Consider the following 5,139-nt stretch of genomic DNA (forward strand, 5'->3'; position numbering starts at 1 on the left):
TTTTGCCAGAGCTATTGGCTTCCGCTCGTTCCGGGGATATTGTATCCGCAGAAAAAGAGGCGGATACGCTTCAATCCTTACATGAGCAATTAGTGAATATAAAGGATGAATACAAAGCGAAACAGGTGTTGATCCAAATCAAGGCATCGCAAGCTTGGATATCTATGGCAAAGGGCAATACCAGGCAAGCGATAGCCTACATGGCCGAAGCTACCGATATGGAAGAAAATACCGCCAAACCCCCTGTAACTCCGGGTGAAGTCTTGCCGGCAAGAGAACTTTTAGGTGATCTATTTTTGGAGATGGATAAACCTCAGGAGGCCTTGGAGTGCTATGAAATCGACTTGAAACTGCATCCCAATAGGTTTAATGGTATCTACGGGGCGGCCATTGCCGCAAAGCAATCGGGAAATCGGGAAATGGCAAGGAAATATTTTGAAAAATTGGTAAAGCTAGCCGAAAACTCCAATAACGATAGGCCAGAAATAATTGAGGCGAAAGCGTTTTTAGGGCGTAACAAAATAGCAACCTGAATAATGGATCTAAAATTCCTAAAGGGAAAACAGTACACTTTTACCATGGTTGCAGTGTTTATTTTAGCCTGCGATCAAAGGTCGGAAAAGCAATTACCTGTCTATAATCCCTCGGATCTCAATCCAGCTTTGGTCGATAAAAGTATGCACGGTACAGATAAAAACCATACCGTTTCCGATTTTGAACTGATCAATCAAAACGGAAAAACAATTACCCAAAATGAGTATCGGGACAAAATCTATGTCGTTGATTTCTTCTTTACCCGCTGCCCGAGCATTTGTCCCGTTATGACCGGTAATATGGTCAAACTTCAAAAGACCTTTTTGAATAACAACGAGGTGATGCTCCTGTCCATTTCGGTGACCCCAGAAATGGACAGCGTTCCCGTGCTACGTGAATATGCGGATAACAAAGGTGCTTTGGATTCAAAATGGAACATTACGACGGGCGGCAAAAAACATATCTATGAATTGGCACGCAAAAGTTATTTTGTCGTTGTGGAACAAGGCGATGGTGGATTACAGGATTTTATGCATACCCCAAATTTCATATTGATAGATAGGAAAAAACAAATAAGGGGCATTTACAACGGCACCGATGACGGGGAAATACAACGTTTAATGGGGGATATTAAGATTTTACAGAATTAAGTATTGGTACATCCTTCCCGAAGAACCCAAACTCCAGACTCACAGGGCCATAATGTTACTTCATTACAATTCGACAGAATTAGCAGAACGCTTTACAGACTTATCGTGGGGCAAACTGCAAAATACACACAATTCTCCCCCAATTGCGCAAAACTGTTATCAACCCTTAAAAAGTGGTAGTAGCTTTAGTAGTGAAAAGAAACTAGACATCCGAACCATATTGGGACGGAACACTATAAAAAACAGTCTCAAAGAAAAGTCAACCAAATAAATGATGCCATGGAATCCAAAACGAATATAGATCTGCAGCTTTTCCTTAATTTTAAGAGTTCCAATAATTTAATGCAGGGAACAGAAATTGACTGGGACCTAAAAAATCTATCCGATCAATTATTAAGCACGGGGCGTTTATTCGCTTTTACCGAGCTTTCCAACTTTTATTCCTAATGGCAGGAATCGAAAGAATATCAAAATGGAAAATAAAAAATTAGCGGTATTTCTTTGCAGGTTTAGTGATACCGGCAACATTGAGCCTTATTTGACCAATTTTTACAATTGCGACCTATAGCTCGCCTTCAAAAACCGAATTTAACCTTGGTGATCAGCGAGTTTATACCGTAGCTAAAAAAGTTTAAAAATAAATGACAGAAAAATCTCCCACAACATACTGCGCCAAACTGTTGGGCGTACGTGGGGCAAAATCATAAAGCATGGCAAAAAATAGAGAGGCCCCCATCGAAATTGGCAAAGAGGAATTCAGAAAAATTGGCTACCAACTGATCGATACAATTTCCAATTTAATTGATACCATCGGGGAAAAACCTGTGACACCCGGCGAGTCCCCGAAACAAATTCAAAAAATAGTGGGAGACTTCCCATTGCCTGAAAAAGGGTCACCTGCTGCGGAAATACTTTCCAGAACTTCCAGATTATTGCTTGACCATTCCCTATTTAACGGCCATCCAAAATTTTTGGGATATATTACTTCATCCCCCGCCCCGATCGGTATGCTGGCGGATTTGTTGGCCACCGCTGTCAACCCAAATGTCGGCGCACAGATATTGAGCCCCATTGCTACTGAGATCGAAAAGCAGACGGTGAAATGGCTGGCCGAATTTATCGGTGTTTCGCCAAGTTATGGTGGCATCTTGGTCAGTGGTGGGAATATGGCGAATTTTACCGCTTTTTTAGCGGCAAGAACGGCCAAGACACCCAAAAGCCTTAAAAAAAATGGTCTAATGAAGGCTCCAGCCGAAATGATCCTATATTGCTCAAAAACAACCCATACCTGGATTGAAAAAGCTGCCGTTTTGTTTGGTCATGGCGCCCGATCTATTCGTTGGATACCGACCGATGCAGACAACAAAATGAACAATGAACTTTTAGCACTCACCATAGCGGATGATATAAAAAAAGGAAAAAGGCCCTTTTTGGTGATAGGTACCGCAGGGGATGTAAGTACCGGGACTGTGGATAATCTTAAGGCAATCGCCTCTATTTGCAAAACGTATAGATTATGGTTTCATGTGGACGGTGCATACGGTGTACCTGCAGCTGTTGTTCCCGATTTAAAAGGGCTTTTTGACGGAATTAGGGACGCAGATTCGATTGCCCTCGACCCACATAAGTGGTTGTATAGTCCGCTCGAGGCGGGCTGTACCTTGGTAAAAAACCCGAAACATCTTGTCGATACCTATAGTTCCCATCCCGAATATTACAATTTTAGTAAAAATGAAGAGGGGCTTGCCCAAAATTATTACGAATACGGGCTTCAAAATTCTCGGGGCTTTAGGGCACTAAAGGTTTGGCTCGTATTACAGCAGGTAGGAAGAAGCGGGTATATTAAAATGATTGGGGAAGATATTGAGCTATCAAAATTGTTATTTGAACTGGCCGAAAACCATCCAGAACTGGAAGCGGTTACACAAAACTTAAGTATTACGACCTTACGATATGTTCCTTTGGACCATACCCTGAATACTAAAAATATGGAAGCCTATCTAAACACCCTAAATGAGGCGTTGTTAGATGAATTGCAGCATGCAGGCGAAGTGTTCTTATCGAATGCCATTGTTAAGGAAAAATATTGCTTGCGAGGGTGTATTGTAAATTTTAGGACTTCAAAAAAAGACATAGCGGAGATTATAGAAACCATAGTCAGGGAAGGCAAAAAGATGCACCAAAAGCTTCAGGAAAAAAGGCCCGCGATGAAAATGTAAAAATATGGTAAACGATCACATCTAAAACTGAATTGTTCATCATTTGACATTTAAGGGGGTATTGTATTTAATCTATTGAATTGGGCTTTCATAGCCCTTTCTTGTTCGCCTTACCTTGATAAACATATAACAAACTGCACTTAAATAAATTAGGCAAGGTATCCCTCTTAATGGGAAATCATACGTATTCAAATCTTCGATCAACGCCCTTGAATATCCAACGGCCAGTTTTAATTGGATTTAGGGAACGAAATAAACAGCTGTTACCATAAAAATCCAAAGTATTGAAAACAACATCATCAAGACCGGATACTTGGGAATACCGTTCGGTCGTTTCCACAACATTGGAACCAATAAGGGTAGCGGTAAGTAAAAAGGGATAAGAAACACCCATACAAAAGCCGGGATGTTTAGGCCAATTGCCTCACGGGTAGCCAACCAATCGGAAGGGTCGATCAATAGCCACATCGGATAGCCAACCATACTTTCCATGTAAAATGTCCCCAATGAATATACCGACAGAAAAAAAACGGCCATAAACAATAATCGCCCAATTAAGGTGGTGCCTTTCAAGTGGTTGTTCAAAATTCCGATAGCGATCATTACTTGAAGCGCTGCCGGCAACACTTGAAAAAATAGTGCATACATCAATAGTTTGGAATTGATTTCAGGCGTCAAACCCAGCGTTGGTAAATCATTTTGAATAGGGATAATAACGAAAAGAGTGGTCGATACGGAAAGCAGGCCCATTGCCATTGACGACCAAAGCGCAACCCGGAAAGAAAATCTTGAACAAAAACAAAGTACAAGTATGTGCGACATAATATTTAAAATGGCGGGCACATAATAAAACAGGAGCACTTTGTCATGGAACAATTGCATAATCCTGCCTCCTGATTTAAGTCTTTCCAAAAGTTGCCAGCCAAGTCGGGTGTAAAGTGATTCTACAGTTGAGGTGAACAAGAAAATTTCCTTTAGTCCCCTTTCTTTTCCAATATTCTGATTTTTTTCACAAAGCAATGCACCAAAACCTTTGTTGCGATATTCATTTTTAACATAGACCAAGGCCATCCAATGTTCATAAATTTTTAATCTTGAGTCACGATTTAGCATTCTGACGCATTGGTACATTCCACCTGTTGCAATGGGCCTATAGTCAAGCGACATTATTACTTGAAAAGGAACGCCATCAACCGGAAACTTTATAAGTCGCTCTGTAGTAACCGCTGGGGCAATGTAAAATTAGAGTAGCACTTTTTCTCTTGAAATGGTACTTTTGTACCAGTTGGAAGAATAGACCTGTCAGTAAAAAGCTGATCACAATCGATATATAAATGGAAAAGTCTAAGCCAAAAGAGGTAGAGGCCTACATTGTCAATGCAAACCCGGAAGCACGCCCCATAATGGAGGAACTCCGGAAAATCATAACATCGACCGTTCCGGAAGCGGAAGAAGGCATAAGCTGGAACGTGCCCATATACAAATACCATGGTATTCTCGCCGGATTTTCCGTGGCAAGGCACCATGTTAGTTTTGGCGTGGATGCGCTACAAAGCGAAGACCGTAAAATCCTTGCGGGGAAGGGGTATAAAACTGGAAAAAAGACCATACAGATCAAGTTCGGCCAAAAAGTACCGAACGCCGTAATACTAAAAATTCTAAAGAGACAAGCAAAAATCAATGAAATACAATGAATATGATACATCCAAAGGTTGTTGATAGGTTTTTGGACAGGG

5 protein-coding genes are annotated in these 5,139 nt (G+C 41.1%); 4 read left to right on the forward strand and 1 reads right to left on the reverse strand.

The window, feature by feature from the left end; translation table 11 throughout:
- From ACEW8S_RS17385 to ACEW8S_RS17395, 3 genes are all read left to right on the forward strand, one after another.
- A partial coding sequence (locus ACEW8S_RS17385; RefSeq protein WP_373519384.1) for a tetratricopeptide repeat protein occupies window positions 1-533 on the forward strand: 533 nt, incomplete at its 5' end.
- A gap of 3 nt (window positions 534-536) precedes the next feature.
- Window positions 537-1,184, forward strand: a complete 648-nt coding sequence (locus ACEW8S_RS17390) for an SCO family protein (protein WP_373519385.1) — start codon at window positions 537-539, stop codon at window positions 1,182-1,184.
- Between the two features lie 710 nt (window positions 1,185-1,894).
- A complete protein-coding gene (locus tag ACEW8S_RS17395) occupies window positions 1,895-3,403 on the forward strand; it encodes an aspartate aminotransferase family protein (RefSeq protein ID WP_373519386.1) in 1,509 nt (502 codons plus the stop codon).
- A 240-nt stretch (window positions 3,404-3,643) separates the two neighbouring features.
- On the opposite strand, the gene ACEW8S_RS17400 is transcribed toward ACEW8S_RS17395, so the two are convergent.
- Window positions 3,644-4,516 (reverse strand): GNAT family N-acetyltransferase, encoded by an 873-nt coding sequence (locus tag ACEW8S_RS17400; RefSeq protein WP_373519387.1) that lies wholly within the window; start codon window positions 4,514-4,516, stop codon window positions 3,644-3,646.
- Between the two features lie 221 nt (window positions 4,517-4,737).
- Here ACEW8S_RS17400 and ACEW8S_RS17405 point away from each other — a divergent pair, with 221 nt between their 5' ends.
- Window positions 4,738-5,097: an iron chaperone gene (locus ACEW8S_RS17405; RefSeq protein ID WP_373519388.1), complete on the forward strand. Its 360-nt coding sequence runs from the start codon at window positions 4,738-4,740 to the stop codon at window positions 5,095-5,097.
- Window positions 5,098-5,139: the final 42 nt, after the last annotated feature.

It is taken from the genome of Pricia sp. (assembly GCF_041745955.1).
Taxonomy (GTDB): domain Bacteria; phylum Bacteroidota; class Bacteroidia; order Flavobacteriales; family Flavobacteriaceae; genus Pricia.